Origin of the sequence: Paraburkholderia sp. J67, assembly GCF_905220265.1 — a bacterium.
GTDB lineage: Bacteria > Pseudomonadota > Gammaproteobacteria > Burkholderiales > Burkholderiaceae > Paraburkholderia.
Window position 1 is genome coordinate 54,561 of the sequence record NZ_CAJMZK010000015.1, and the last position, 24,993, is coordinate 79,553.

The 24,993-nt window shown below is 63.2% G+C and carries 23 protein-coding genes; 14 read left to right on the top strand and 9 right to left on the bottom strand.

The window, feature by feature from the left end; translation table 11 throughout:
- Window positions 1-5: 5 nt before the first annotated feature.
- On the top strand, window positions 6-800 hold the full coding sequence (locus U5782_RS24535) for an enoyl-CoA hydratase/isomerase family protein (RefSeq protein WP_322046483.1): 795 nt from the start codon (window positions 6-8) through the stop codon (window positions 798-800).
- Window positions 801-827: 27 nt separating this feature from the next.
- On the top strand, window positions 828-1,586 hold the full coding sequence (locus tag U5782_RS24540) for an SDR family NAD(P)-dependent oxidoreductase (protein WP_322046484.1): 759 nt from the start codon (window positions 828-830) through the stop codon (window positions 1,584-1,586).
- A 90-nt stretch (window positions 1,587-1,676) separates the two neighbouring features.
- On the opposite strand, the gene U5782_RS24545 is transcribed toward U5782_RS24540, so the two are convergent.
- A complete protein-coding gene (locus U5782_RS24545; RefSeq protein ID WP_322046485.1) occupies window positions 1,677-2,363 on the bottom strand; it encodes a DAPG hydrolase family protein in 687 nt (228 codons plus the stop codon).
- A 58-nt stretch (window positions 2,364-2,421) separates the two neighbouring features.
- Complete coding sequence (locus tag U5782_RS24550) at window positions 2,422-3,573, bottom strand: MFS transporter (RefSeq protein ID WP_322046486.1); 1,152 nt, start codon at window positions 3,571-3,573, stop codon at window positions 2,422-2,424.
- 146 nt (window positions 3,574-3,719) lie between these two features.
- Between U5782_RS24550 and U5782_RS24555 the strand changes: the two genes are divergently transcribed.
- From U5782_RS24555 to U5782_RS24570, 4 genes are all read left to right on the top strand, one after another.
- Window positions 3,720-4,481, top strand: a complete 762-nt coding sequence (locus tag U5782_RS24555; RefSeq protein WP_322046487.1) for an IclR family transcriptional regulator — start codon at window positions 3,720-3,722, stop codon at window positions 4,479-4,481.
- A 201-nt stretch (window positions 4,482-4,682) separates the two neighbouring features.
- Complete coding sequence (locus tag U5782_RS24560) at window positions 4,683-6,194, top strand: AlkA N-terminal domain-containing protein (protein ID WP_322046488.1); 1,512 nt, start codon at window positions 4,683-4,685, stop codon at window positions 6,192-6,194.
- Between the two features lie 69 nt (window positions 6,195-6,263).
- On the top strand, window positions 6,264-6,923 hold the full coding sequence (locus tag U5782_RS24565; protein WP_322046489.1) for an alpha-ketoglutarate-dependent dioxygenase AlkB: 660 nt from the start codon (window positions 6,264-6,266) through the stop codon (window positions 6,921-6,923).
- 214 nt (window positions 6,924-7,137) lie between these two features.
- Entirely contained in the window at window positions 7,138-7,695 is a 558-nt protein-coding gene (locus U5782_RS24570; protein WP_322046490.1) for a methylated-DNA--[protein]-cysteine S-methyltransferase, read from the top strand.
- Between the two features lie 100 nt (window positions 7,696-7,795).
- Here U5782_RS24570 and U5782_RS24575 read toward each other — a convergent pair whose 3' ends face one another.
- From U5782_RS24575 to U5782_RS24585, 3 genes are all read right to left on the bottom strand, one after another.
- The gene (locus U5782_RS24575; RefSeq protein ID WP_322046491.1) at window positions 7,796-8,203 is read right to left on the bottom strand and encodes a nuclear transport factor 2 family protein; all 408 of its coding nucleotides are present in this window, start codon (window positions 8,201-8,203) and stop codon (window positions 7,796-7,798) included.
- A gap of 48 nt (window positions 8,204-8,251) precedes the next feature.
- Window positions 8,252-9,217 (bottom strand): alpha/beta hydrolase, encoded by a 966-nt coding sequence (locus U5782_RS24580; protein WP_322046492.1) that lies wholly within the window; start codon window positions 9,215-9,217, stop codon window positions 8,252-8,254.
- Between the two features lie 163 nt (window positions 9,218-9,380).
- Window positions 9,381-10,298 (bottom strand): LysR family transcriptional regulator, encoded by a 918-nt coding sequence (locus tag U5782_RS24585; protein ID WP_322046493.1) that lies wholly within the window; start codon window positions 10,296-10,298, stop codon window positions 9,381-9,383.
- 175 nt (window positions 10,299-10,473) lie between these two features.
- On the opposite strand from U5782_RS24585, the gene U5782_RS24590 reads away from it, so the two are divergent.
- From U5782_RS24590 to U5782_RS24620, 7 genes are all read left to right on the top strand, one after another.
- Window positions 10,474-11,238: a glucose 1-dehydrogenase gene (locus tag U5782_RS24590; protein ID WP_322046494.1), complete on the top strand. Its 765-nt coding sequence runs from the start codon at window positions 10,474-10,476 to the stop codon at window positions 11,236-11,238.
- Between the two features lie 76 nt (window positions 11,239-11,314).
- Window positions 11,315-12,040, top strand: a complete 726-nt coding sequence (locus U5782_RS24595) for a pirin family protein (protein ID WP_322046495.1) — start codon at window positions 11,315-11,317, stop codon at window positions 12,038-12,040.
- Entirely contained in the window at window positions 12,041-12,382 is a 342-nt protein-coding gene (locus U5782_RS24600) for a hypothetical protein (protein WP_415914401.1), read from the top strand.
- Window positions 12,383-12,759: 377 nt separating this feature from the next.
- On the top strand, window positions 12,760-16,116 hold the full coding sequence (locus tag U5782_RS24605) for an autotransporter domain-containing protein (protein ID WP_322046496.1): 3,357 nt from the start codon (window positions 12,760-12,762) through the stop codon (window positions 16,114-16,116).
- A 106-nt stretch (window positions 16,117-16,222) separates the two neighbouring features.
- Window positions 16,223-17,551: a tetratricopeptide repeat protein gene (locus tag U5782_RS24610; protein WP_322046497.1), complete on the top strand. Its 1,329-nt coding sequence runs from the start codon at window positions 16,223-16,225 to the stop codon at window positions 17,549-17,551.
- Window positions 17,548-18,753 (top strand): glycosyl transferase family 8, encoded by a 1,206-nt coding sequence (locus tag U5782_RS24615; protein WP_322046498.1) that lies wholly within the window; start codon window positions 17,548-17,550, stop codon window positions 18,751-18,753. The genes U5782_RS24610 and U5782_RS24615 overlap by 4 nt, the downstream gene beginning before the upstream one ends.
- Window positions 18,750-19,616: an alpha/beta hydrolase gene (locus U5782_RS24620; protein ID WP_322046499.1), complete on the top strand. Its 867-nt coding sequence runs from the start codon at window positions 18,750-18,752 to the stop codon at window positions 19,614-19,616. The genes U5782_RS24615 and U5782_RS24620 overlap by 4 nt, the downstream gene beginning before the upstream one ends.
- Before the next feature lie 95 nt (window positions 19,617-19,711).
- On the opposite strand, the gene U5782_RS24625 is transcribed toward U5782_RS24620, so the two are convergent.
- The 3 genes from U5782_RS24625 to U5782_RS24635 form a co-directional block, all read right to left on the bottom strand.
- On the bottom strand, window positions 19,712-20,806 hold the full coding sequence (locus U5782_RS24625) for a LacI family DNA-binding transcriptional regulator (protein WP_322046500.1): 1,095 nt from the start codon (window positions 20,804-20,806) through the stop codon (window positions 19,712-19,714).
- A gap of 476 nt (window positions 20,807-21,282) precedes the next feature.
- On the bottom strand, window positions 21,283-23,007 hold the full coding sequence (locus U5782_RS24630; RefSeq protein WP_322046501.1) for a bifunctional 3-(3-hydroxy-phenyl)propionate/3-hydroxycinnamic acid hydroxylase: 1,725 nt from the start codon (window positions 23,005-23,007) through the stop codon (window positions 21,283-21,285).
- Between the two features lie 139 nt (window positions 23,008-23,146).
- A complete protein-coding gene (locus U5782_RS24635) occupies window positions 23,147-23,701 on the bottom strand; it encodes a flavin reductase family protein (RefSeq protein WP_322046502.1) in 555 nt (184 codons plus the stop codon).
- A gap of 218 nt (window positions 23,702-23,919) precedes the next feature.
- Here U5782_RS24635 and U5782_RS24640 point away from each other — a divergent pair, with 218 nt between their 5' ends.
- Window positions 23,920-24,438 carry a MarR family transcriptional regulator gene (locus U5782_RS24640; protein WP_322046503.1) on the top strand — a complete coding sequence of 173 codons (519 nt, stop codon included), beginning with the start codon at window positions 23,920-23,922 and terminating at the stop codon, window positions 24,436-24,438.
- A 32-nt stretch (window positions 24,439-24,470) separates the two neighbouring features.
- Here the strand turns inward: U5782_RS24640 and U5782_RS24645 are convergent, their stop codons facing one another.
- Window positions 24,471-24,986 (bottom strand): gluconokinase, encoded by a 516-nt coding sequence (locus U5782_RS24645; protein ID WP_322046504.1) that lies wholly within the window; start codon window positions 24,984-24,986, stop codon window positions 24,471-24,473.
- Window positions 24,987-24,993: the final 7 nt, after the last annotated feature.

A 24,993-nucleotide genomic window follows, 5' to 3' on the forward strand; every position in this document is an offset into this window, starting at 1 on the left:
GACGCATGAGCGCAGACGTGCAAGAGACCGTCCGAAATACGGTGACCCTGGAAGTCCAGGACGGCGTGGCCCTGGTCACCCTCAATCGGCCCGAGGTCAAGAACGCGCTATCGCGGGCGATGCGTCGCCGTCTCATTGCCGTATTTGATGAGATCAGCCTGCGTGACGATATTCGCTGCGCAGTCCTGACGGGTGCCGGCGATACATTTTGCGCCGGGGCAGATCTGCGCGATCGTCCGGACCCCGACATCCCGAGCGATTTCCTCGACCACAACCGCTGGACTCGCGAAACCGGCAATTCGATCAAGGAATGCGCCAAGCCCGTGATCGCGGCAGTCAACGGCGCAGCCCTGGGTGCCGGTCTGGGTCTGATGGCCGCATGTGACATCATGTATGCCTCGGAAAATGCCGTGTTCGCCATGCCGGAGATCAATGTCGGGCTGGCCGGCGGTGCATCCATGCTGCGTACCTTGTTCGGTCGCTCGACCGTCCGTCGTATGTTCTTTACCGGCGACAAGCTGACGGCTCAAGATCTCCTGCGCCGTAATGTGCTGGAGGACGTGCTGCCTTCCGGACAGCTTCTGCCCCACGTAATGGAACTTGCCCGACGCATTGCCAGCAAGTCCCCTATCGCACTCGTCCAGGCCAAGAAAGCCGCCAACTTTACCGAGCAGATGCCCCAACGTGAAGCGTATCGTCACGAGCAGGACATCACGATGATGCTGGCCAAAACCGAAGACGCCAGGGAAGCCCGCATGGCATTCCTTGAAAAACGCGCACCGGTCTTCAAAGGTCGTTAATCCATTAACCCGGAACAGAAAATCACTATGCAACAAGATTTGGCTGGGCGTTATGCGCTCGTGACCGGTGCCGGCGCGGGTATTGGTAAAGCGACGGCCCTCAGATTGGCCGCGCGTGGCGCTATCGTGGGCGTCAACGACCTGAAGGAAGAGCTGGTCAACAGCACTGTCGAAGCGGTGATCGCCGCGGGCGGCCAGGCTTTCCCGGTCGTGAAGAACGTCTCGACACGGGAAGGCATCACCGAGGCCGTCAATGCGGTTTATGAGCGTGGCAATCGATTCGATATCCTGATCAGTAACGCAGCATGGGTTCGCTATCAGTCGGTACTGGAGATCGCACCAGAGACCGTAGATCGTATGCTCGATATCGGATTCAAGGCGGTGATCTGGGGCATTCAGGCCGCGACGGCAGTCATGGATCCCGAACGCGGCGGCGCCATTGTCAATGTAGCCTCGACGGCAGCGCTGCGCTCAGCCGCGAATTCCATCGTGTACTCGGGCATCAAGTCCGGCATCCTGGGTATTACGCGCGCGGCGGCGGCAGAACTGGGCGCTCGCAATATCCGCGTCAATGCGGTTTGTCCATCGGCGGTGCCGACCGAGGGCACGGTTCGCAATCGCAACGAGGAACGTGACGCCAGACGCGTGGCCACGACTCCCCTGGGCCGCCTGGGCAACGTCGACGACATCGCCAAAGCCATCGTCTATCTGGCCTCCGACGATGCCGATTTCGTGACGGCACAATGGATGGCCGTAGATGGCGGGATCACCTTCACGAATATCTAGGCGGTCGACAGACACGACAGCAAGAAACTCCCGGCGACTCAATCGCGATGCCGACAAGCAAGCGTCGAGCCACCGGGTTACAACGCGGCGTTACCACGGAGCGACTATTTTCCGACTATCCCGATGCGCGGCGATGTAGAGCGACGGCAGAAAGCGCGAGAGAAACACGAACTCGTTGTAGCAATGCATGAGCAGCGCCTGAGCGAACTCGTCGGGAATCAGCTGCTCGATTTCCTGCGGCGATCGACCTTGTGCCGGGAGATCTTGACCCATATAGAAGTGGCTGCGAAGTACGAGGCCCCATTCCGTGTCCCGGCCGATGTGAAGCAGTCGTCCGCCGAGAACCTCGCCTTCGGCGCCCCGTGCAGGATTTGGGTCCGTGCCGACTCGTCCGCACACAGCCGCACTCACTCGGCCTTCGTTTCTGGCTCGCTCATATTCGCTGCTTTCGAAGAACTCGTTCGGATGACGGAACTGGATTGCGAGCTTTTGCGACGGCAGACCGGTGAAAAATTCTTCCGCGTGGTGGATCGAACCAACGTGGGTGCCCTCGACTGCTTCGCTCCAGGTGCTCGAAACGTGATCGATCGGATGCCACCACGTATAGCGTTCGGTGTCCGGCCGCGAGCGAAACCACCATTCGAACATATCGCCCGTACAACGGTGCATATCCGTTCGGCAGGCAATGTGCACAACGCCGTTTTCGAAACGCTCAAAACCCGTTTCGAGTCGAAGCGGAGACGGGTCCAGGAGGGGTTTGAGTTCGTGCAGTTTCATGATGCTCCTTGATAAGTCATGGTTCGAATATCCGCAGCCTTGCTGCGGATGCGTTCAATCAGATAGGGCGTTGCGCGACACGCAATCGTCTATGGGCGAAAGCGATGCCGAACCACGCAGTGATCGCAAGGATGGCTGCCGCCGCAAAGACTCTGCGGTAGTCGGCGCCGACCACATTCATGAAAGACGAGCAGAACTGGCCGGTGAATATGGCCATCGAGAGATACGCGAGATTGCGCGCTCGTTGGTGAACGTGGCTTCGCTCGACGGTCATGTGATTGACAAGTGGAATGGAGAGCCCAAAGCCACAACCCATCGCTACGCCGCCGATAACGAACAGCGCGGGTTCATTGGCCACCGCAAACAGGACGTGCGCCGCGGCATAAAACAGGAACGCGAGCGCTAACGTCTTGAACTCGCCAATCCACGCACACACGCGTGGCATGCATGCCGCTGCGCCCACGGCGACGAGAGAAATAAAAGACAGAAAATAGCCGGTAGTCGTTTCACTTGCGCCCAGCCCTGCAAAGCGGATCGGCAGTGCAGTAATGGCGGTAAAGAAGACGACCATCGACGCCGCCGCCGCGAAATAGACGAGCTTCAAAACGCCGGATACCGCTGTATCGCTCACGTTGGTTTCAGGTTCCTGAGCGGTGGCGGCATGCGGCACGAAGCAGTAGACCAGCGCGGCAAGTAGCCAGGCAATCAGATAAAGCAGAAACGGAGCTTGCCAGTGCAACGCGGCCAGTACGCCACCAATCGACAGAAATATCACGCCCCCAAGCTCGATGGCCATGCCTTGACGGGCAATCATCGTGAGCCGGGCGTGCCCTTCGTAGAGTTCCGATATCGTCCCGGTTCCGGCAGACATGACGAGCGCCGTCGCTCCGCCTAGCAACAGGCGATCCGCAATCACGATGCCAATGCCCGAGAGAAACATGCCTGCCGCGCCGAGCAGGCCGTAAAAAAACAGGCCGAGCAGCAGTGAGCGGCGCAGTCCGCACTTTTCAATGAGCCGGCCCGCTAAGGGCCCGAAAATAACGACGCCCAGCGAAGGCGTGGTGACCAGCCACCCGGCGTATTCAGACATCCCCAACTCTTTAGCGACGGTCGGCAGTCCTGGGACAATGACGCAGCCCACCATGATCGTCAGGCAGGCCACGGCGAGTAGCGTGAACGCCGCCAGACGTGACGGTTTTTCGGTTTTCATGACTTGATCCTACGATGACGCTGTTCTACAATGTCCGTTATTCGGAACAGCATGTTCCTTTATGTGGAACAAGGTTAACCGAGATTCTTTGAGGCGGTCAAGCGTCTCTTGTCAGGGTCATAGATGCCAAATAGGGGGGCGTGGACATGAACGACGAGTCAGAAAGCGATAGCGGGTCGGGCAAACAAGTGATCGCGCGCGCCGCCGCGGTACTGAGAGCGCTGGAGAATCAATCCACTGGCTTAAGCCTTGGACAGATCGCGCGCGCAGCAGAGTTGCCACGCACAACGGTGCATCGGCTCGTCAACGCGCTCGAAGCGCAGGGGTTTGTCACAGCGGGTTCACAAGGCGTTCGACTCGGGCCCGCGCTGAGCAGGCTTGCCGCCAGCGCCCACACGGATCTGGTGGCGCTGGCGAAGCCTTTTGTCGAAGCGTTAGGCCGTCGTACACGCGAGACCGTGGATGTGTGTGTGCGACGCGGCCAGCATGCGGTGTCGGTGGACCAGTTCCCGTCCGATCAGGAATTGCGGGTCGTTTCCCAAATCGGCACGGCTTTTCCCGTTCATTGCACGGCGCACGGGAAAGCGTTGCTGGCGCAACTATCGGGCGAAACACTGGAGTCCGCGCTAACCGGCGATCTTCTCAACCGGACGTCGAAGACCGAGACGAACCGCAAGCGATTGATCGCTAACCTGGAGTCCATTCGTTCGGCGGGTTACGCGATCGACGATCAGGAGCACGCGCTCGGCGTCTGTGGCCTGGGGGTCACGATCGATGTAGCGTTGCCTGATGCTTATGCCATCGCACTGGCCGTTCCGGCGGTGCGTTTTCAGGAGCGTTTCGACGATCTGCTCAGTGCGCTGCTCCAATCGAAGTCCGAGATAGAAGCGGCCTTTGAAGCACGTTGAAGCGGCAGGCCTCGCCGGAAGAGATCATCAGAGCCATCCGATGATCTGGCCTGCACGATAAGCGCACGTTTGCAGTTCGAAACGCCGCTTTTTGCTGTGTAATCTGGCTCGATGCCATGATCGAAGGGGGACGGCCAGACGGCTAACCACATGTCCGAAAATGGCGAGCTTCGTGGGCAACCGGCATGTACGATGTTCCCCATGCCTGCCATCATCGACACCCCCGAAAGCGACGCCTGTTATCTGGCACTGAAAGCGCACGACGCGCGCTTCGACGGCTCATTTTTCGCGGCCGTCACCAGCACCGGCATCTATTGCCGCCCGGTGTGTCGCGTAAAGATCCCTCGTCGCGAGAACCTCCGCTTTTACCACCACGCGGCAGAAGCCGAGGCGGCGGGTTTCCGGCCTTGTTTGCGTTGCCGCCCCGAGTTGGCTCCGCGCGCGGCATCGTGGAGCACGGAAGATGCCTCACGTATTCTGGCCCTCCAGGCGGCGCGCTTGATGGACGAGCCCGACGCCTGGAAGCACATGGCCCCCGCGGATCGCGCAGTGGGTCGATCCGGCGGTGGCTTGATGACCCAGATTGCGCAAAAGCTAGGCGTTAGCGATCGCCATTTGCGCCGCATTTTTGAGTCCCATTTCGGGGTCTCGCCTCTCCAGTATCTGCAAACGCGGCGGCTGCTGGCGGCCAAGCAACTGATCGCCGATACGCAACTGCCAATGGTCCAGGTGGCGTTGTCCAGCGGCTTTGCCAGCGTACGGCGTTTCAACGACGCCTTCTCGCGTCACTACGGCCTGAACCCCAGCGCCCTGCGCCGCGCCAGCTCAACGCCGGACGGTCAAGGCGTGAGTGTGCGCCTGGGCTGGCGGCCGCCCTATGACGTGCCCGCGATGCTAGGTTTTTTGCGCCTGCGCGCATTGCCCGGCGTGGAGCAGGTGACGGATCGGGAATTCACGCGCACGCTGCGCCTCGTGCAAGGCGCGCAGAGCCTGGGCGGATGGTTGCGTGTGCGCTTCGACGAGGAGCGCACCCACGCCGTGCTGACGGCCAGCGATTCGCTCGCTGCCGCGTTGCCCACGCTGATCAACCGCGTACGCGCGGCGCTCGATCTGGATGCCGATCCCATCGCCATCCACGCCACCCTGCACAGCGCGTTCCCAGCGAGCGATGGCGTGCGCGTGCCGGGCACCCTGGATGGTTTTGAATTGGCCGTGCGCGCCGTGCTGGGTCAGCAGATCACCGTGGCGGCCGCACGCACGCTCGGCGCGCGCCTGGTGGCGGCCTTCGGCGACTCCATCGCAACGCCCGTCGCGGGCCTGGATCGTCTTTTTCCCACCCCAGCCGCTTTGGCCTGCGCGAGCGGTGACGCGCTGGGCCAACTGGGCATCACGCGCCAGCGTCAGGCTGCGCTGCATGCGCTGGCCCATGCCGTGCTGGAAGGCCGCATCGCCCTGCATCCCGGCGTGGACGTCGCCACCACCTGCGCCAATTTGCGCGCGCTGCCTGGTATCGGCGACTGGACGGCGCAGTACATCGCGCTACGCGCGTTGCGCTGGCCCGATGCCTTTCCTGCCGGCGACGTAGCCCTGCAAAAAGCGCTGGGCGTGAGCAATGCCCGCGCCGCCGCGCAAGCTGCCGAGAGCTGGCGCCCCTGGCGCGGCTACTCGGTATTGCGGGTCTGGCATGCGATCGAACACAGCACTTCAACCTGAAAACGACTCAGATCGACACCGCTCCCGGTCGGATACAACTGGCCGACGCGGACGTGGTCGAAACTCGCGATGAATACACTCACACCAATCCAGCATCCCGCACCTGCGCAGAGCGATTTATTCGGCGACAGCAGCAACACGCACTTCTCTATCGACACATCGTTCCGGACGGCGACGCGTTTCGCTCTCGACACGCATTCCTGGGTTGAAGTTGTGCCCGGCTGGATGTCGGGAGCTCGCCTGTTCTTCGAGCAGCTGCGCAACAGCGTTTCGTGGCTCGAACATGATCGGCGAATGTTCAACAAGGTGTTTCGCGAGCCGCGCATGACCGCGGTTTATCAAGACCTGGGTGATGTATCGGAGAACGGCCTGCTGCAGGCCGTTCGCGCGCTCTCAAGTCACTACGGCGTGGCTTACGATGGCTTGTGGATGAATCTCTATCGCAATGGACAGGACAGCACCGGCTGGCACCGCGACCATCGCTCATGCCAGAAGCTCGATTGCGTCGTACCCGTCCTGACGCTCGGAACGACCCGACGGTTCCTGATCAAGCCGATAAAAGGCGGCAAATCCATGACCTTTAAACCCTCCTCCGGCGACCTGGTCGTGATGGGTGGGCGATCCCAACAGGACTGGGTGCATTGTGTGCCCAAGGAGCCGGACATCGAGGAGGCGCGAATCAGCGTCAACTTCATGAGTTCGGCGCAAGGCGTGCGGGATCGTCAATGAAAGCTTGTGACGATTTCTGATTCGCTTCATCGATGCTGATTTTTAAAAAGCAAGAATCAGGACGTCAAGCGATCCCAGTCGTTTTATCTTTCTGCCGTAGTCCAGCAACTGGATTTGCATCATTCGATCGCAACGAGCGGAGTTTCAGGCCTGCCGCCTTCCTGTTCGACAGGCGAGGGAAAAGCCATTCGCCCCAATCAATAAGGAGTGCATCATGAAGCTTGTCATGAGCCAACTGGATTCGCCGCTGGGCGCCATGCTGCTCGTCACCGATGCGCAGCAGGCTGTGCGTGCGCTCGATTTCGCCGACCACAAGGCGCGGCTGCATCGCGGCCTGCGCGAGCACTACGGCGAGACGGAACTTGTCGAGGCTCCGGCCCCGGCGGAGGTTGCCGATGCCCTGGCACGTTATTTCGACGGTGAATGGGAGGTGTTGAACGCGCTGTGCACGGCAACCGCCGGTTCGGAGTTACAGCGCCGGGTCTGGGCCGCGCTGCGCCGTATCCCGGCGAACACGACCACGACCTACGGCAAGCTGGCCAGGGAACTGGGCTTCGACGACCCGCGCGCGGCCATCGCCATCGGCGCGGCCAACGGCGCCAACCCGATCGCCATCATCGTGCCGTGCCATCGCGTCATCGCCAGCAACGGCGACCTCAAGGGCTATGCCTGGGGCGTGCATCGCAAGCGTTGGCTGCTGGAGCACGAGAAGGCGATCGCGACCAGGGAACAGGAGTCCGTTCCGCAGACTGCCATGCTGCCGGGGTTCTGATCCCGGACGGGACGACGGCAAAGACAATCGACAGACGGCCGGGACCAGCCATTGAGGAACCCGGCCGAGTGACTTCCCCGAAACAACGGGCAGCTAATACTCAATGCCCATCATCGCTCGGTGCGAACGCATTGGCCGCCGCCACCGTATCCAGTGACTCACGCAACAGCGCAATCTTGCCGTCGCGCGCCACGAGCCGCCCGGCATACATCTGCCGATAGATTTTCCCGGTCGATGGCACCAGCGCCTCGACTTCATATTCGCCGAAAGCCTGCTCCGGTGTCTCAATCAGGAATCGCGTATTCCTGAATTCGAAATCCGGCACCTTCGCCAATAGCGAAGCGATAAAACCTTCAATCTGCTCGGGTCCCTGCGCCCGCCCGTCGATACCGAGCGACTTCAGATACGGTAATTCCAGCACGCCGTCATCGGCGAACAGCTCGGCGGCCGCGCGCGGATTGCGGATCGATTCAAGGTAGGCGGACAGCAGTTGCGTGGCGTTTTTCATGATTGACTCGATAAAAGATGAGTGAAATGGATTAATGGCAGCGGCACGTTATTGCAGACGCGTTTTCAATTCATTGGCCAGTTGCTTCGTGGCGGCGCGCGTGGGCACATCGGCGGCGAGCGCGTTGAGCAGGCCGAAATCGTGAATCGTTCCCTTGTACTGCGTGGTCGTCACGTCGTTGCCCGCGAGATCGAGCCGATGACCGTAGGCTTCGCCTTCGTCGCGCAGCACATCGAATTGCGCCGTCTGGATGAGCGCGGGCGGCAAGCCCTTGAGTTCGTCGATCGAGGCACGCAACGGCGACGCATAGCGTTGATTGCGCTCGGCCTCATTGGGCGTATAGGCATTCCAGAACCACTTCATCATGTCGCGGCTCAGGAAATAGCCGTTCGCGAAAGCCTCGTAGGAAGCGTTGTCGAAGTCGTGATCCGTGACTGGCCACATGAGGCCCTGGAAGCGGATCGCCGGACCATGCCGGTCCTTCGCCATCTGGCTCACGACCGCCGCCATGTTGCCGCCGACGCTATTGCCCACCACCGCGAGCCGCGCGCCATCGACGCCGATTTCCTCGCCGTGCGCGGCGACCCACTTCGTTGCGGCGTACGCCTCGTTGATCGCGACCGGATAGCGCGCCTCGGGCGACGGCGTGTAGTTGACGAAGACCGCCGCGGCGCCGGACTGCACGACGAGGTCGCGCACGAGACGCTCGTGCGTCGCGTAGTCGCCCAGAATCCATCCGCCGCCGTGGAAGAACATGAAGACCGGCAGGACGCCCGATGCGTTCTGCGGTTTGACGACGGTGAGCGGCACCGTGATGCCGTCCTGCTCGATCGTGCGCTGCGTGACGTCGATCCCCGATACATCGACCGCCACACCGCGCTGCGCGCCGGCCAGCACTTCGCGAGCTGCGGCGGGTGCGAGCGTTTCGATTGCCGGACCTTGCGCGCTATTCAGCACGTCGAGGAAGGCGGCGGTTTGGGTGTCGGGATTGAAGGCGGCGGTCTGCGTGGTCATCGTGATTCTCCTTTCCATAGGTGGTTGAGTGGCGCCCGGGTGAAACGTCGTGCAGCCGATGGAAAGGAGAATACGGACCCGCCCGTCTTTACGAAATAGAAGTGTTTGAAACCCATCATTGCAGAAATGCAATGATGGGGATGCTCACGGATAGATCAGCGCGTTATTTCGGCCAACGCCATGAAGGATCAGCCAGGTGCTCGGCGAAGTAATCGGACAGCACGCTGACCTTCGCGGGCCGCGCGCGCGCCGACGGCGTGACGAAGTAGAGCCCGCCTCGGGTGAGCGACCAGTCGGTCAGGATCGCTTCGAGCCGCCCATCGGCCAGATATTCGCCCGCGATGAACTCAGGCAGTTCGGCAATAGCCAGGCCGTCGAGCAGCGTGGGCAGCAAGGCGTCGGAGTTCGTCACGCGCAGCGGGCCGCTCGGCATCACCGGCTCCTCCTCGCCCGCGTCGTTCGTGAAGCGCCAGACGTCGCTGCGCGCGCGGTACGCGTACGAGAGGCAAGGCCGCTCGGCCAGTTCGCGCGGATGCGAGGGTCGCCCCTCGCGCTCCAGATACGCTGGCGACGCCACGACGTATTGCGTCACGCCGCACAGCCGCCGCGCGACGAGCGACGAATCCGGCAGCGCGGCGATGCGCAGCGCCGCGTCGAAACCATCGGCGACCAGATCGACCATCGCATCTGATAGATGCAGGTCGATCGAGACTTCAGGCCATGCACGGAAGAAGCCCGGCAGCAGCGGCGCGACCCAGCGCAGGCCGAACGACATCGGCACCGCCAGCCGCACCAGCCCGCGCGGCTGCACCGACATCTCGCGCGCCGCGCTCTCGGCCTCCTCGGCCTGGCGATAAAGCTCGCCGGCTCTCTCGCAGATCGTCCGCCCGAACTCCGTCAGCGCGAGCTGGCGCGACGTACGGTTCAAGAGGCGCGCACCCAGCCGGTCCTCCAGGCGCGCGACTCCGCGCGACACCGTGGCGACCGACACGCCCATCGTGCGCGCTGCGGCGGCAAACGAGCCCTCCTCGGCGACCTTGGCGAACATCGCGAGTCCTTCGAAATCAGGCAGCTTCGACATAAGCACTCATCATTTCATTTTTGCAACGTTGGTTTGCGATCCATTCTATTTCGAAAAGATCGGAGCGTCGATATTCTTCACACATCGCAGCAAGCAACACGAAACAAAGCACGAAACGAAGCACCGAACGCAGTCACCGACGTCTTCCCTCATCGATAGAAAAAGGAGCATCACCATGGCACGCAGACTCGACAACAAGATCGCCCTCGTCACCGGCGCCACCAGCGGCATTGGCCTCGCCAGCGCCCGTCGCTTCGCCGCCGAAGGCGCGCACGTGTATATCACCGGCCGCCGGCCGGCCGAACTCGAAGCCGCCGTGAAGTCGATCACCGAAGCGGGCGGCAGCGCCACCGGCGTGCGCGTCGATTCGTCGAAGCCCGTCGAACTCGACGCCCTGTACGCCCAGATCCGCGAAGAACAAGGCCGTCTGGACGTGCTGTTCGCCAATGCCGGCGGCGGCTCGATGCTCCCACTCGGCGACGTCACCGAAGCCCACTTCGACGACACCTTCGATCGCAACGTCAAGGGCGTGCTGTTCACGGTGCAAAAGGCGCTGCCGCTGCTCAGCAAGGGCGCGTCGGTGATCCTGACCGGCTCGACGGCAGGCAGCGGAGGCACGGCGGCATTCAGTGTGTATTCGGCCTCGAAGGCTGCGGTGCGCAACTTTGCCCGTAGCTGGATTCTCGATCTGAAGGATCGCCAGATCCGCGTGAACACGCTCAGCCCGGGCGCGACGCGCACGCCCGGCCTGCTCGACCTCGCCGGTCCGGATGCCGCACAGCAGCAAGGTCTGGCCGATTACCTCGCCTCGCAAATCCCGCTGGGACGTCTGGGCGAACCGGAGGAAATCGCGAATGCCGCCTTGTTCCTCGCCTCGGACGAGTCGAGCTTCGTGAACGGCACGGAACTGTTCGTCGATGGCGGCCAGCAGCAGGTCTGAGTGCGGATACGCAAAGACGGGCGGATGCGGTTCAACTTGAACTCACCGCATCCGCCCAATTCGAAGGAGATCTAACGTGATCGAACATCGCCCTTTTGCGTCGCTCGGCGCGGTGTCGAGCGACTGGCTCAAGGCACGCCTGCATTTTCGCGTCGGCAATATTGGCCGGGCGGACCATGCGCCGCTGGGCGCATTACATGTACTGAACGACGATGAGTTTGCGCCTCATTCGGGCTTTGGCCTTCATCCGCATCGCAATGTCGAGATCGTGACGTGGGTACGTTCAGGCGCCATCACGCACGAGGATGATGCGGGCAATCAGGCACGCCTCGTGGCTGGATCCTTGCAGGTCATGAGCGCGGGCGCGGGCGTGCATCATGCCGAGCGCAATGCAGAAGCTGTGCCGGCAAGGCTGTTTCAACTTTGGCTCACGCCACGGACGATGGGCGGCGCGGCGCGCTGGGCCGCGCGTTGTTGCTCGCAGGCGAGCCGCGAAGGGAAATTCGTGACGCTGGCCAGCGCAGACCCCAACGATATTGGTGCGGGCGCGTTGCCGATCAATGCGAATGCACGCGTGCGCCTCGCGACATTGCGCGAGAGCACGCGCATTGTCTATCCGTTGCCCGCCTCCACCGTGGCGTACCTCGTGACCGACCATGGCGCTGTCAATGTCGGCGATGTCCGGCTTGAAGCACGCGAAGGAGCAGTCATTCGCGACGAATCCGCTGTTTCGCTCGAAGCGAATAAAGACACGGACGTTCTATTAGTGGAACTCACGACAGGCGCAGATGCGATTGACTGATTGGCATCTGCGCTTGCGCAGGAGCGAGTTGGCAACTATCGCATCAACGCTCCGTTCGAAGTTTCCGGCGGCTACAGCTACACGCGCGCGTCGTCGGCCAATGGCATTCAGGATGCTGCCCGCTATCAGCAGGTTTCCCTGCGCGAGATGTACCACCAGTCCAAGCGGGCGACGCTTTACACGCTACAGGCGTATCAACATGCGTCGGGAAAAACGCTCGGCGCGAGCGGAGCGGGCGATATTGTCAATGCGCTGCCTATCGTCGGCGATTCGCAAAACACCACGCCGTCTTCCACGAATAATCAATTTGTCGCCATGTTCGGGATTGCTATCGCTTTCTGAACCGGCGTATCTCCGCCCGCATCAAACCGCGAAATATGCCGTATTAAAGACGCAAGAGTCTTTAATCAGACAAATCCACTTCCCGGCTAACTTACCTGCCTTAAATCTTTCCGTTCCTTTCCCCAAACCCTTGTCCCATCGGCCTTTCCCGCCTTTTTTAATTAACACGATCATACCCTTTTTATAAAAACATCCGCGCAAACCTTTGCGTAAGTTAAGGAAAGGAAAATCAGGATCTTTCCACAAAATTAATACTTAATTTCCGATTGTTAACGCCGATAAATCCCCTGGCGGAATAGCAGACCCATTCCGCTTCGCTCCGGTCGTTTTCGTCGCGCCCGGAGCGAGTGCAACGTATAAGACGGGGAAATCGAACAATGAATCAGACCTACAACGTCATCTGGAATGCAAGTCAGGGGACGTGGCAAGCAGTATCCGAACTGGCAAAGCGGCAAGGCCAGCGCTCGACGTCGAACGGCACGATGGTGAATGCAGCGGCAAGCGTGTGGCGTCCGGCGCTCAACGCGCTCTCGCTGGCGGTGTCGGCGGGCGTGATGCTCATGGCGGCGTCCAGCGCGTACGCAGTGACAGCTGCGGCCGTGACATACACCTCGGACAGCCCGACGATCGACGCGGGCACGACATACAGCGGCACGACGATCGGCGCCGAAACCGATGGCACCATCGGCACGCTCACGAACAACGGGACCATTTCCGGCACCTCCTACGGCCTCTACAACGACAGCGGCAGCACCATCGCCTCGATCGTCAACAGCGGCCTGATGAACGGCACGGCGTATTCGGGCATCGACAACGAAGGTGAAATCGACGCGATCACCAACAATGGCAGCATCGTCGGTTCACTCTATGCGGTGTACAACACCGGCACGATCGGCGTGCTCACCAACACCCTCCAGCTCACCGGCAACTACGGTGTGCTCAACCTGGGCACCATCGGCACGATCGACAACCAGGGCACCTTCACTGCGAACAACAACTCGGGTGTCTGGAACGAAGGCGGCTCGATTACGTCGATCGTGAACGAAGCGGGCGCAACCATCTATGCGCACAACACTGGCATTCGCAACACCGGCACGATCGACTCGATCAGCAACGCGGGCACGATCAACGGCAGCACCTTCGCGGCGATCGACAATACGCCCGGCATCATCGGATCGATCAGCAACACCGGCCTGATGGAAGGCGCCGAGTACGGCATCTATAACGGCACCGTCAGCAGCTCGATCGGCACGATCGACAATAGCGGGACCATCGCCGGCACGCTCAGCACCGCCTCCTACGGCGTCTATAACGTCGGCACGATCGGCACGATCGACAACAGCGGCGAGATCTCCGGCTATGTCGGCATCATCAACGGCACCACCGGCACGATCGATTCGATCAGCAATACCGCGCTGATCAGTGGCAGCGCGTTCGGCGTCGACAATCAAGGCACGCTCGGCACGCTCAGCAACAGCGGCACGATCAACGGCAGCACTGACGGCATCTACAACATCGGCTCGATCGACACGATCGACAACAGCGGCACGATCACCGGCGAGGAGGGCATCTACACCGGTGGCACCATCGGCTCGCTCAGCAACAGCGGCGCGATCACCGCCACCGAGTACGCCATCGACAACGAAGGCTCGATCGGCACGCTTGGCAACACCGGCACGATTAGCGGCCAGGTCGGCCTGCTCAACTACGGCACGATCGATTCGATCAGCAATGAAGGCACGTGGAGCAGCTACGTCGCGGGCATCGAAAACGGGGGGGGCATCGGCACGATCGACAACAGCGGCGTGATCACGGGCGACTACGGTGTCTACAACGCCGCCACAATCGGCTCGATCAACAATAGCGGCACGATCACCGGCAGCGGCTACGCGATCGACAACACCGAAGGCGGCTCGATCGGCTCGATCACAAACTCGGGCGTGATCGCCGGCAACATCCTGAACGCGTCGACCAACACGCTCACGATCAGCGGCGGCACCGGCACGATCTTCGGCACGCTCACGGGTTACGACGATACGAGCGGCACGATCACGAGCGAGAACGCCGACCTGGTGTTCGACTCGGGCAACCTGCTGCTCAACGACTCGATCGACGTCGGCAGCAACACGGTCTACAACAACAGCGCGACACTCGAAGTCGACGGCATCACGACCATCACCGGCAACTATTCGCAAGGCCAGGCGGCCACGCTGCTGATCGGCGTGTCGAGCGGCGCGACGACCACGGGCAGCCTCACCGACACCGGCTACGGCCGCCTGGTCGTGTCGGGCGACGCCACCATCGCCTCGGGTTCGTCGGTCGAGCTCAAGAGCACGACGGGCGGCTACAGCTTCGCCGCGGGCCAGCGCTTCGTGGTGGTCGACGCAACCGGCACCGGCACCTATAACGAGAGCACGCTCAACTATTCGATCGCGGGCGTCACCGCCACCTTGACCGGCACCTCGGTCACGACGACGGACGGTCACACCGATCTCGTCGTCACCGTCGACAGCGTCGGCACGACCACGACGTCCGGCGGCGGCGATTCGTCAGGCTCAAGCAGCAGCGGCTCGTCCAGCACCTCGACGACCGACTATGCGAAGGTCGCGACGCAGGCCAACGCCGAGCGCGCGCTCACGGGTCTGCTCGGCTATACCGGCGTGAGCAACGCGGCGCTTCTGAATCTCTACGACGCTGCCATCTCCTCGCTCTCCGACGGTTCGAGCAGCAGCGCCAACCAGCTCGGCAAGCAACTCGGGCCGCTCCAGACGCAGTACGCGGGCTCCGCCGCCACGCTCGATGCCATGGGCGTGGTCGGCGCGCACATCGACGCGCTGCGTATCGCCCACTCCTCGGGCGCTACCGGCCTCTCGACCGGCGACAGCCCGACGCACTGGACCACCTGGGCACAGGCATTCGGCGGCCACGCGAGCCAGGACGAACGCGACAACACCGACGGCTACAGCGCGAACTACGGCGGCCTGCTGATCGGCGCCGACCGCAGCTTCGGCGACAAGTGGCGCGTGGGCGCGGCGTTCGACTACTCGCACACGGCGATCGATTTCAACGGCAGCGACTCGGGCGACAGCGCGGGCGTGAACGCCTACGGGTTGATCGGCTATGCCAGCTTCTCGGGCGAACCGTGGTACGTGAACCTCTCGGGTGCGGCGACCTTGCAGCACTTCGACACCACCCGCGCCGTGACGATGACGGGCTACAGCGGCGTCGCCGACGGCAGCTTCAGCGGTCAGCAGTACGTGGCGCGCGCGGAGACCGGCTGGCCTCTCGCCATTGCGGGCATGACGCTGACCCCGCTCGCGAGCCTCACGTATAGCTACCTGAACGAAGCCGGCTACACGGAAACGGGCGGCAACGGCGCGGCGCTGACGATCGGCAGCGAGCACTCGAATTCGGTGCGTAGCGCGCTGGGTGCGAAGCTCGAGAAGTCCTTCTCGACCTCGTACGGCGAACTCGTGCCGGAACTGCGCGCGCAGTGGGTGCACGACTACAATCGCACTCGCCAGACCACGAGCGCGAGCTTCGCGGCAGACACGACCGGCGAAACCGCGTTCACGACGCTCGCCGCCTCGCCGATCTCGAATCTCGCCGATATCTCGATCGGCGTGACGCTCGTGCGCGCGAACAACATGAGCTTGTCCGCACGCTATGAGCTGCAAGCCGGGTCCGGGTTCATTTCGAATACCGGCATCCTGCGCGTGCAGCAGCGCTTCTGATGTCGCGCTAGCCCTTTGGCCAGCCGGCCGCGCCGCCTTGATGGCGCGCGGCCGGCTGGCCGCAGTTTCAACCCCGGCACTGTTTGCCACGAATTCGACACCGCGCATGCCGGAACCCAGTACTGCCCCTACCCTGACGCTCGCCGAGGTGCTCGCGCGCGCGCACGCCCACTGGAACGCAGGGCAAGCCGCCCAGGCCGAACAGTTGTGCCAGCGTGTGCTATCCGCCTGGCCGGGCCAGCCCGATGCGCTGCATCTGCTGGGCCTCATGGCCCACGCCTACGGCAACCTCGACCTCGCGATCGAGCACGTTCAGGCCGCCTGCCGCGCGCCGCGTGCAAGCGCCGGCTACCACGCCAATCTCGCCGAAATGTGCCGCCAGCGCGGCCGTCTCGCCGACGCCGAGGAGGCCGCGCGCCGCGCCGTCGCGCTGGACGCCACGCTCGCCGCCGCCTGGAACAACCTCGGCATCGTGCTCCAGGAAGCCGGCCGCTTCGAAGAAAGCCGTAGCTGTCTCGAACGCGTCGTCGCGCTCCAGCCCTACTCCGCCGAAGCGCGCAACAACCTCGGCAATACGTGGCGCAGGCTGGCGCGTTTCGACCTGGCCGAAGCCTGCTACCGCGAAGCGCTCGCGCGCAAACCGTCCTATGCGCAGGCGCACAGCAATCTCGCGTTTCTGCTCTCGACGCAGGGACGCCTCGACGAGGCGGCCGCCGAAGCCCGTCTCGCGATCGATCTCGATCCGCATCTGATCGACGCCTACCTCAATCTCGCCGAAGTCGAAAGCGCGCGCCGCGACGCCCACGCCGCGCTGCGCGCGCTCGACATGCTCGGCGCCTTCGCGCCGCGTCATCCGGGCGGACTACTCGCGCGCGCCAAGGTGCTGCGCCAGTTCGGTCGCTACGATGAGGCGTACGCCATCGCGCGCGACGCGCTCGCGCTGATCCCGGAGCACGCCGACGCGCACTTCACACTCGCACTCGCGCTGCATTCGCTCGGCCGCACGGAGCCCGCCCTGGACGCTTACGCGCGCGCGGTGGAACTGCCCGGCGCGGTGCGCGAACGCGCGCTGCTCGGCCGCGCCGCGCTGCTGCTCGACGCGGACCGCAAGGACGAAGCGCTGGCGGTCTACGAACAGACGCTCGCCGAATTTCCGGGCTCGGTGCTGGCCCTCGCTGGCCGCGCCGACCTCCATCAATTCACCCGCGCCGACGAAGCGGATATCGTCAGGCTGGAGGCTGTTGTCGCCGAGGGCACAAAACGTCCGCGCGCCGAACATATCGCGGCGCGCGGCGCGCTCGGCAAGGCCTGGCGCGATCTGGGCGATGCAGAGCGTTCCGCCGCGCATGTCGATGCCGCCAATCGGCTCAAGCGCACAGGTCTCGTCGCCGATCCAGCGGCGGCGGGCGTGGGACAGCCGGGAGCCAGCGCATGACGGCCGCCAGCGTCGATATCGCCGCGCTCTCGGCCCTGGAACAAGCCGCGCAGAAGCTGCTTGCAGCGGGCCGCTTCGAGGAGGCCGAGGCCTTGCTCGCGCCGTCGCTCGCCTCGGGCACCGGGCCGCTGCGTCTGTGGCGCCTGCTCGCCCATGCGTTGCGTCCTCAGGGCAAGCTCGCCGCCACCCGGACGATCCAGGAAATGCTGGTCGCGAACCTGCCCGGCGACTATCCGCTGCGCTTCGACCTCGCCGAAACGCTGCTCCTGCTCGGCGAATTCGAGCGCGGCTGGCGTGAGTACCGTTACCGTTACAGCCTCGCGCACACCACGCGTTTCGAACGCAAAGTGCAACTGCCGCGCTGGGATGGCCAGCCGCTCCCGGGCAAAACGCTGCTGATCCACGACGAACAAGGCTACGGCGACACCTTCCAGTTCATGCGCATGGTGCCTTGGGCGAAGGCGCGCAGCGGCGCGCGCGTGGTGCTGGAAGTCAATGCCGAGGCGCTGCCGCTCGCACGCCGCATCAAAGGCTATGACGCGCTGGTGGTGCGCGGCGAGCTGCCGCCCGCGTTTGATCAGCATTGCGAAATGATGAGCCTGCCGATGGCGATGCAACTCAAGCTCGCCGATCTTCCCTGCGAGACGCCTTATCTAAGCGCCGATCCCGAACGCGTCGCGCACTGGCGCGCGCGCCTTGCGGATCTGCCGCGCCCGCTCGTCGCGCTCGTTTGGGCGGGCCGCCCGACTCATGGCAATGACGCGAACCGCTCGCTGCCGCTCGCACGTCTTGCGCCGCTTGAGTCAACGGGCGCGAGTTTCGTGTCGATCCAGAAGGGGCCCGCCGAAGCGCAGGCAAGCACGCCGCCCGCAGGCATGCCGCTGCTCGCGCTGAGCGACGAGATTCGCGACTTCGAAGATACGGCCGCGATCCTCACCGTGGTCGACCTGCTGATCTCGGTCGACTCGTCGCCGGTCCACCTGGCCGGTGCGCTGGGCCGGCCCGTCTGGGTCATGCTGCCGTTCGTCCCCGATTGGCGCTGGCTGCTAGGTCGCGACGACAGCCCGTGGTATCCGTCGATGCGGCTTTACCGCCAGCCGCGTCGCGGCGATTGGGATAGCGTCATGCAGGCGCTGGCCGCCGATCTCACGCGCGTCGTAACCGATACGCGTCGCTCCACTGAGCTTCACACCGCACCATGAGCCTCACGAAACGCATTCCTCGCCCGCTGCGCCGCTGCGCGCTGTTCACGCTCAGCGCACTGGTGGGCGCGGCTCTCCAGTTGGCCGCGTGCGCCCAGTTCGATCGGGGCGCGCACGCCGATGCGCTAGCCGCACCGGCCGCGCTCGCACGCGAGCAGATCACCACACCACAATTCGTCCTTACCGCGTGGACACGCATCACGCGCGCCGACCAGCCCATCGACGTCTACATCGAAGGCGATGGCCTCGCGTGGCTCTCGCGCAGCGAGCCCTCGCTCGATCCAACGCCGCGCGAGGCGACCGGTCTCGCGCTCGCCGCCACCGACCCCGGTCCCAACGTCGTCTATCTCGCGCGCCCCTGCCAGTTCACGCCGATGGCGCTCAACCCGCGCTGTTCGATTGACTGGTGGACCGGCAAGCGTTTCGCGCCAGAGGTGGTGGCATCGATCGACGATGCGATCGACCAGATCGCGGCGCGCGTGCCGGGGCAGCGTCTCAATCTGACCGGTTTTTCTGGAGGCGGCGCGATCGCCGTGCTGGTGGCCGCGCAACGCAGCGACGTCGCGTCGCTGCGCACCGTCGCCGGCAATCTCGACGACGAGTACATCAATCGCACGCACGGTGTCTCCGCGATGCCCGATTCACTCAACCCCGTCGATTTCGCGGCGCGCGTCGCGACGATTGCGCAGATTCACTTCAATAGCGACGCCGACAGCGTCGTCACGCCCGAGGTCGCGCGCCGTTTCGCCACCGCGGCGGGCGGGCGCTGCGTGAGCGTGCGCACGGTTCCTGGCATGGCGCACGATAGCGACTGGAGCCGGCAGTGGCCAGCACTCCTGAACATCGCGCCGCACTGTGAATAGGCGCTAACGGAATCGACGAGTGGGCCTTCCCTGAGTCAAACCGGACGCCGGGACGCGACGTCGGTCCATCACGCCGACGCCGATCCCCGCTGCGGTCATACTTTGCGCCCGACCGAACCCCGTTCGATGATCGACAAGCCCACGTCGACGACGTGCAGCGCTTCCTCGGCTTCATCGTCCGACAAGACATCGAGCAGGATCGCGCCCGCGCGCCGACCCAACGCGTGAAAATCGACGTGGATCGTTGTCAGAGGCGGATTCGTTACGCGCGCGATCTCGAAGTCGCCAAAGCCCATGACAGCAAGCTCGCTGGGCACAGCGATACCGCGTCGCTGACACTCCATGATGATCCCGACCGCCGGGAGATCGGATACGGCAAACACCGCGTCGATCGACGGGTCACGCTCCAGCAACAAGCCAATTGCCGCCGCGCCGTGGTCGTAGGAGATCGGGGGGCTGCCGTGGCGCAGGACCAGATCGGTCGGAAAGCCTGAAAGGCGCAACTCTTCCTCGAAACCGCGGATTCGCTCTTCGCCCCGATAGTCGCGGGCCGGACCTTCCTGCGCCGGGCCAACGGCGCCGATCCTCTGGAAGCCTCGGCCGATCAGATGGCGTGCCGCCACGCGACCCACTTCGTAGTTGGAGAAACCCACCGCGTGCTGAAGCGGACGGCTCGACAGGTCGGCAATTTCCAGCACCGGCACCTCGGCCGACAGCAGCATGCGCGACGCCGCGCGACTATGCGTCGTCCCGGCCAGAACGATCGCCTCCGGCCGCCGCGCGAGCAGACTGGTGAGTTGCCGCTCTTCTTCGGCCAGGTCGTAGTCGGTGTAACCAATCAGAAGATGAAAGTCCGATTCGCGCAGCACTTCCGTCAGCCCGTGCGCCACCGTCGAAAAATTGGCATTGGTCAGCGTCGGCAGGATCAGCGCGATAAAACCGGTGCGTCGGCTCGACAGGCTGCCCGCCGCCTTGTCCGGCACGTAACCGAGGTCGGCAATCGCACGCTGCACGCGCTCGCGCGTGGCCGGCAGAACACGGTCCGGTTCGCTCATCACGCGGGAAACCGTCATGCGCGAGACGCCCGCCAATCGTGAGACGTCACGAATCGTCGGCCGGCCGCTTTTGGTCCGCTTGCCGGCCTTCTCCGGCTTGACTTCGACTTCCGGACCCTCATCCTGGATGCTCATGGGTGCCACGCTCCGCGTGCTGCTTGAAAAAACGACACGATAACTTACCGCCGGGCTTCTGCGATAGGGCGATTGTTGCCGCTGATGAGGGAATAGAACCCGGCTTCGAACATTTTGGGGAGGTTCAGCGTCCTGCACGAGCCTCGCGCCCGGCGCGGGAGCCCACGTCGAAACCGGGCTTGATCTCGGCTTCAGGAATGGCAGCAAGCGTGATCATAGCGCTTGATCACGCTTGCGCAGAGGCAGTCAGGCGAGCTTGTGCGGATCGTCGGGCGCGCGGACCGGAAGATCGCGGCGCGCTGGCCATTGACTTGACGGCGGCACGAAACTGGCGGCAGACGTTTCGCTTTGCTCTACAGACAGGAGGGTGCCGGAACGGAACGGGCCACGCACGGTTGGGTCGGCTCACTGCGCTTAGGCGTACCGGCCCTTTGGTTTGGGCTTTCAGGCCCGATACGGCTCAATGTCGCGCGCCGCTATCTTGCTGCACAGGCAGCCGCCTCGTTGTTCTCGATGGAAGACGTGTCGATCACGGCAACGTCTGGCCTGGCGGCCGCCATCCAGCCTTTCAGCACCGTGGGGCCAACCTTGGCATGCAGGCACGATCCGAGATGCGCGGATACCAGCCCGGAGAAGCTGCGCGTCGCCCCCGCGGCGTGGCCCGGCATGACCCAGTGGAACGCGGTCTGTAGATCGCGCACGAGTTCCAGCGCCTCCCCCGCGCCGAACAGGTAGAAGTCCGGGCGCACGAGCACGGCCCGGCAACCAAGCTGCGCGAACCACGCCTCGTAAGTGCCATCGACGTCGGCGGCCATCTGTTGCGCGCCCACCGTCACGACCTTGATGCCCGCGCGGTCGAGCCACGCGTTCTGCGCAACCGTGAACGCCGCGCGCGGATCATGCTCCCATGCGATCAGCGTGAATCCACTGCCCGCCAGGTCATCGAAGCGTCCCGTCGCGTCGCCGATGCGCACGCGGCCCTGCACGGACAACTCGCCCGCGAATGGGTCGCCAGCGCGCAAGCAATCCGACGAGGACAGCGTCGACGGCGGGAAGTGGTCATCGGCGGGCGCGCCCGCCCCGAGCAGCGCCGCGTCCCGTCGCGCGGCATCGGCCGGATCGATCTCGCAGATCACCTTGCCCAACTCGATCGCGAAGTCGATGAAGCGGCGCACGTGCGGTTTGCGTTCGATCGCATAGGAGTTGAACACGTGCGGATAGGCGAGACCTTTGAGTACGAGGTCGAGTCGCCAAGCCAGCGCGGCGACATCACGCAAGCCTGCGCACAGTCCCTGCCCCGCAAACGGCGGCGTGAGGTGCGCTGCGTCGCCCGCGATCATCAGACGGCCGTTGCGCCACTGGCCGGCCACGCAACCGCGAAACGTGTAGACAGCATGCCGCTCGATCATGGCATTCGACTTGTCCCACCCGTGCGACGCGAGAAGTTGCCAGGCGTTGTCGACGTGGTTCATCGACTCTTTGGTTTCGCCGGGCAGCAGCATGAATTCGAAGCGGCGACGCCCGGGGCCACCCGAAACATGGGTCGTGGGGCGAGCCGGATCGCAATACTGAATCAGTTCGTTTGGGCAGTCCGCTGGATTCGTGGGCAACACGTCGACGACCAGCCAGTCCGCCGAAAACCCCAGATCATCGTAGCGCGCACCCATCGCATCGCGAACGAAGCTTCCCGCACCGTCACAGCCCACGACATACTTCGTGCGGAAGGCGCGGGCTTCTCGTGGAGTGGCGTCCGGCGTCACGGCGGACAAGGTGACGCCGTCGGCCTGCTCGACGAGGGAGCCCACCTGCCAGCCTTGCAGGATGCGCACGCGCTCGCCGAATGAGCGCACCTTTCGATCGAGCGCCTGTTCGAGACTCGGCTGACTGAAGCTTGTCCGTTCGGGCCAACCAGAGATCCCGCCACGATCCAGTCCGTCGAATGCCTTGAGCACCTCGCCGCGGCCGTTACGCCACTCGTAACGGGGGCTGAGCGCCGTATGCATCTGCATGTCGTCCGCAACGCCGATCGACTGCAAGATCCGCGCGGCTTCATGGTCGTAGACCACGGCACGAGGCAAGGCATACAGCGACGGCCAACGCTCGAGGACGAGCACGCGATGCCCGCGGCTGAGCAGCGCCGCCGCCAGGGCCTGGCCGACCGGTCCGTAGCCCACGATGGCGACATCGGCATCGAATTGCATTTCAGTATCTCCAGTTTCTTTGAGCGTCGCGTGCGGCGTGATGCAATTTCTATTTCATCTGCATAACGAATCATTATCCAGAATCTGGCACAGGCGCTTTACTTATTGCTCTGTGCGAGGCGCTGCTCAATGAGCGTATCTATGCATGCGCGGGGAGTTGCTCGCACATATGAAAGCCGCGACGCAACCAGGCAACCGGCGCCGAGTCCTGCTCCAGCAATTCGACCTGCACAATGCGTGCAATCAGGAGTTGATGATCGCCAGCGGGCTGTGCCGACTCCAGCTTGCACTGTAGTGCCGTGTCAAAGCGCTTCAGGAGCGGCACGCCGTTCGTGGTGAGTTGATAGTCGACCGAGTCGAATTTGTTGGCTGCATCGGAGGCGAACCACATCGCGATGTGTCGCTGCGAGTCGGCAACGACATGCACCGCAAAGTGCCCGTGCCCCACAATCGCCGAGAGCGTTTTCGAGCGTTGTGAGAGTGCCAGCGAAATCAGCGGCGGCTCAAACGAGAGTGAAGAGAAACTGCTGACGGTGGCACCCGCCAGGTCTCCGTCGGCGGTCCTGCTGGTGACCACCACGACGCCAGCGGGCACACGGCTGAACAGGTCCTTCAAATGCTGCTTGTCGATCGGAGGCTCGCTCGCGGTACGGCGCGAAGACGTCGTCAATTCAGTCGTGTGGACCGTTTCCATGCCTGCCTCCGAATTCCTTTAGAGATATCTTAGTGCTAAGATATTTTCCTGTCAAAGCGCGCTGTCCTGGGGTTATCCCGTGGCCCCTTGGCGGTCCAGCGCGACACGGTCTTTTCGCGCCGGTTAGTCGTTTCGGCGCGTGGCGGGAGCGGAGCAGTTAAAATGATTCGCACAATCCAGACATCGTCAGTCGACCGAGCGTTGCCCGAATTCCAATCATGAACAAACCTGCGACCTCACAACGGGAACGAATACTCAGACACGCCATTGAGCAACTGGAGGTGGAGTTTCCGGGCGAAGACATCACACCGGTGGCCATCGCCATTCGTCTGCGACACCTTTCTATCGTCGATCAACGCTCGCTTCAGGACGCGCTTCAGCCGTTCAATATCGGCGTTGGTGATGTCGATGTCCTGACTCATCTGGCGCAACAGCCTCCTCCGCATCGCTTGCGTCCCAGCGATCTGGCCGAGCTCTGCATGGTCACAACAGGCGCGATTACCGGGCGCCTTGGAAGACTCGAACAGGAGGGATATATCGTGCGCGCCCCGTCTACATCGGATAAGCGCACCATCTACGTCGAGATGACCGAAAAGGGACGCAGTTTGATGCAACAGGCGCGCGATAGCGTGATCGAAACCTCTCGCTTCATGAACGGCATCCGGGAACTCCCCGCGGCGGAGCGAGAGCGCTTCAATGCCACGCTGACGAAGTTGATACGGATTCTGGGTGAGTAAGCCGCGTCGCGCCGGGCACGTTCGCCTATCGCCTATCGCATCCCAGCGCCAAGACCGAGCAATTCCATCACCCGATCGAGCTGTCCATGCGTTGGAAGCGAACCATCGATCACGATCGCATCGTCTGCGTTTTCCGGCATTTCGAGCGTCGCTAACTGGCTGTCAACAAGCGAAGCCGGCATAAAGTGGCCAGCGCGCCGTTGAAGACGGACAAAAAGATCCTCCCGGGGCAGAACCGGGAGGACAAATCTCGCACTGTGGCATATCGAGCGTATCGAGTCCCGATATTGGCGTTTGAGCGCCGAGCAGGACGCAACGACTCCGCCCGGCTCGTAGTGCTGGATCGCTAGCGCGACGTTGCGCAGAAAAGGCTGTCGATCCTCGTCGGTCAGCGCAAGGCCTGCCGACATCTTCCGGATATTCTCCGGCGGGTGGCAATCGTCGCCTTCGACGAATTGCCAGCCCAGCCGTTCGGCGAGCGCCCTGGCCAGCGTAGATTTACCGCATCCGCTTACGCCCATCAGCACTACTGATCGAATGCGGGTCATTTGATTC

Bases quoted from the DNA above. Each gene is read 5' to 3' on its own strand.
- U5782_RS24645 (WP_322046504.1), bottom strand. From the start codon at position 24,986: ATGACCCGCATTCGATCAGTAGTGCTGATGGGCGTAAGCGGATGCGGT.
- U5782_RS24630 (WP_322046501.1), bottom strand. From the start codon at position 23,007: ATGCAATTCGATGCCGATGTCGCCATCGTGGGCTACGGACCGGTCGGC.
- U5782_RS24580 (WP_322046492.1), bottom strand. From the start codon at position 9,217: ATGACCACGCAGACCGCCGCCTTCAATCCCGACACCCAAACCGCCGCC.
- U5782_RS24605 (WP_322046496.1), top strand. From the start codon at position 12,760: ATGAATCAGACCTACAACGTCATCTGGAATGCAAGTCAGGGGACGTGG.
- U5782_RS24585 (WP_322046493.1), bottom strand. From the start codon at position 10,298: ATGTCGAAGCTGCCTGATTTCGAAGGACTCGCGATGTTCGCCAAGGTC.
- U5782_RS24550 (WP_322046486.1), bottom strand. From the start codon at position 3,573: ATGAAAACCGAAAAACCGTCACGTCTGGCGGCGTTCACGCTACTCGCC.
- U5782_RS24590 (WP_322046494.1), top strand. From the start codon at position 10,474: ATGGCACGCAGACTCGACAACAAGATCGCCCTCGTCACCGGCGCCACC.
- U5782_RS24620 (WP_322046499.1), top strand. From the start codon at position 18,750: ATGAGCCTCACGAAACGCATTCCTCGCCCGCTGCGCCGCTGCGCGCTG.
- U5782_RS24635 (WP_322046502.1), bottom strand. From the start codon at position 23,701: ATGGAAACGGTCCACACGACTGAATTGACGACGTCTTCGCGCCGTACC.
- U5782_RS24535 (WP_322046483.1), top strand. From the start codon at position 6: ATGAGCGCAGACGTGCAAGAGACCGTCCGAAATACGGTGACCCTGGAA.
- U5782_RS24625 (WP_322046500.1), bottom strand. From the start codon at position 20,806: ATGAGCATCCAGGATGAGGGTCCGGAAGTCGAAGTCAAGCCGGAGAAG.
- U5782_RS24640 (WP_322046503.1), top strand. From the start codon at position 23,920: ATGAACAAACCTGCGACCTCACAACGGGAACGAATACTCAGACACGCC.
- U5782_RS24570 (WP_322046490.1), top strand. From the start codon at position 7,138: ATGAAGCTTGTCATGAGCCAACTGGATTCGCCGCTGGGCGCCATGCTG.
- U5782_RS24545 (WP_322046485.1), bottom strand. From the start codon at position 2,363: ATGAAACTGCACGAACTCAAACCCCTCCTGGACCCGTCTCCGCTTCGA.
- U5782_RS24615 (WP_322046498.1), top strand. From the start codon at position 17,548: ATGACGGCCGCCAGCGTCGATATCGCCGCGCTCTCGGCCCTGGAACAA.
- U5782_RS24540 (WP_322046484.1), top strand. From the start codon at position 828: ATGCAACAAGATTTGGCTGGGCGTTATGCGCTCGTGACCGGTGCCGGC.
- U5782_RS24575 (WP_322046491.1), bottom strand. From the start codon at position 8,203: ATGAAAAACGCCACGCAACTGCTGTCCGCCTACCTTGAATCGATCCGC.
- U5782_RS24560 (WP_322046488.1), top strand. From the start codon at position 4,683: ATGCCTGCCATCATCGACACCCCCGAAAGCGACGCCTGTTATCTGGCA.
- U5782_RS24565 (WP_322046489.1), top strand. From the start codon at position 6,264: ATGAATACACTCACACCAATCCAGCATCCCGCACCTGCGCAGAGCGAT.
- U5782_RS24555 (WP_322046487.1), top strand. From the start codon at position 3,720: ATGAACGACGAGTCAGAAAGCGATAGCGGGTCGGGCAAACAAGTGATC.
- U5782_RS24610 (WP_322046497.1), top strand. From the start codon at position 16,223: ATGCCGGAACCCAGTACTGCCCCTACCCTGACGCTCGCCGAGGTGCTC.